Source organism: Photobacterium sp. BZF1 (assembly GCF_014349205.1).
Classification (GTDB): domain Bacteria; phylum Pseudomonadota; class Gammaproteobacteria; order Enterobacterales; family Vibrionaceae; genus Photobacterium.
In genome coordinates this window covers 1-1940 of sequence record NZ_JACSOF010000288.1, presented here as the reverse complement: position 1 = coordinate 1940, position 1940 = coordinate 1, and the positions used below count along the sequence as shown (strand labels likewise).

Here is a 1940-nt window from a genome sequence, read left to right as displayed (position 1 = left end):
AGAGTGATGTCATGATGATCATTCAAATAATGAGCACATGTTAGACCAGAGATCCCACTACCTATAATTGCTATTTTCATGAGGTTTTTCCTGTCATACGTTTCACGGTAGCCAATTGCAGCCTAATAGGTAGCAAGGCGATAAATTTTAAGAACAAACTAAACTTGAGCGGGAAATGAATTTCTTTTTTCTTCGCTGCTATACCCTCACGAATTTTTTCTGATGCGAATTCTGGCGACATTAGCATGGGCATCGCAAAATCATTTTTGTCAGTCAATGGGGTTTTGACAAAACCTGGGCTAACTAAACTGACAGTGACACCTTTATTTGCCAGGTCAATTGCCAAGGTATTTGCGATATAGGCAATCGCAGCCTTTGAAGAGCCGTATGCTTCTGCTCGTGGTAAAGGGATATAAGACGCCGTTGAACCGATAATGACGAGGTGAGTGTTTGAATTAAACGATGATTGCAATGCTTCAATACAATTAAGCAAGCCAAATATATTTACCTCATAGACACGACGAAACAAAGCCACATCAATATGACCATGCTCGATGTACTCACAGGTTCCGGCATTTAAAATGACTAAATCTGGTACATCATCTAAAGCCGATAATTTCTCGTGCACATCTTGATTATTAGTAACATCGAAATTAACCGTCGTGATATTGTCATTTAACTCGGATAATGCCTGTAAACGTTCTGCATTTTGCCCACAACCAAGTACAGACCAGCCATTATTCGCATAGTCAATAGCAAGTTGTTTGCCGATACCTGAACTGGCACCTGTGATCAGTACTTGTTTGTTATTGGTCATTTTTACAATCTCGCTTTAATTTTGCGAACAATAGGTCCCAGCAGTGGGATCCCTTCATACAGCATTTGGCCCATATCGAAGTAATCACGGTGATGGATAACTTTGCCGTCAGCAAACACTAATCTCGAACAACCATTAACCAAGCGACTTTTTCCTGACTGTAACTTTGGATGTTGAAATGTCATCACCCATTGCACGTACGCTGTGTCGCCATGACACACTTGCTCAGTTATATTGAAACTGCAGTAATCCACTGCATCGAATAAACGAGCAAAATAATCCGAAAGTTGCCCCCAACCTTCCATACGATGAGCCGGATCCTCAAAGACAATATCGGCGTGATAGATATCTTTTAATTCAGACAAATCTTGCTTATCGAGATTTTGATAAGCTGCAACGAACTTATCTGCTAACGCTATATTTTGCTCATCCATAAAAACTCCAGAACGCTCAAGGGCTATTAATGATAGTTACCAGAGGTGCACTCACATTTCCTTAGCTGTCTTAAATGCACTGATTGCCTGTAATCTTGCCTGCTTGTGATCAACAATCGGCTTGGGGTAATTGAGACTATCACTACCTGCCCATAAATGTGGCTGATGAATATACTTATCTGGCACGTCTTTTAACTCATACAACCAAGTACGGATAAATTCTCCTTTTGGATCAAAGCGTTCACCCTGTGTCGTGGGGTTAAATACCCGAAAATAGGGCTGTGCATCTGTCCCTGTTGACGCAGCCCACTGCCAACCGCCATTGTTTGACGCAAAGTCACCATCAACGAGCTGTGACATAAACCATTGCTCACCCGCCTGCCAGTGAATAAGTAGATCCTTGGTTAGAAAACTGGCGGTTATCATCCTTAATCGATTGTGCATCCACCCCGTTTGCTTCAACTGGCGCATAGCGGCATCGACAATGGGGAAACCCGTCATACCTTGTTGCCATGCGACCAAAAGTTCACTCGATGATTGCCAGTGCACTTTATTGGTCCATTGCTGAAAAGGTTGATTACGGCAAAGCTCAGGGTATGCAACGAGCAAGTGGCGGTAAAACTCACGCCAGATAATCTCATTGAGCCAACTAAAGGCACCGCTTTCAGGTTCATCCAAACACATTGGAC

At 42.6% G+C, this 1940-nt stretch carries 4 protein-coding genes; all 4 read right to left on the bottom strand.

The window, feature by feature from the left end; translation table 11 throughout:
• Positions 1-80 (bottom strand): NAD(P)-binding protein (locus BIZ37_RS30000; RefSeq protein ID WP_187464654.1); only part of this gene is annotated, 80 nt, incomplete at its 3' end.
• Positions 77-817 (bottom strand): SDR family NAD(P)-dependent oxidoreductase, encoded by a 741-nt coding sequence (locus BIZ37_RS29995; RefSeq protein WP_187464653.1) that lies wholly within the window; start codon positions 815-817, stop codon positions 77-79. The genes BIZ37_RS29995 and BIZ37_RS30000, both read right to left, overlap by 4 nt.
• Positions 818-819: 2 nt before the next feature.
• On the bottom strand, positions 820-1251 hold the full coding sequence (locus BIZ37_RS29990) for a nuclear transport factor 2 family protein (RefSeq protein ID WP_187464652.1): 432 nt from the start codon (positions 1249-1251) through the stop codon (positions 820-822).
• A 51-nt stretch (positions 1252-1302) separates the two neighbouring features.
• Positions 1303-1940: deoxyribodipyrimidine photo-lyase (locus BIZ37_RS29985; RefSeq protein WP_304622274.1), on the bottom strand; the 638-nt coding region annotated here is incomplete at its 5' end.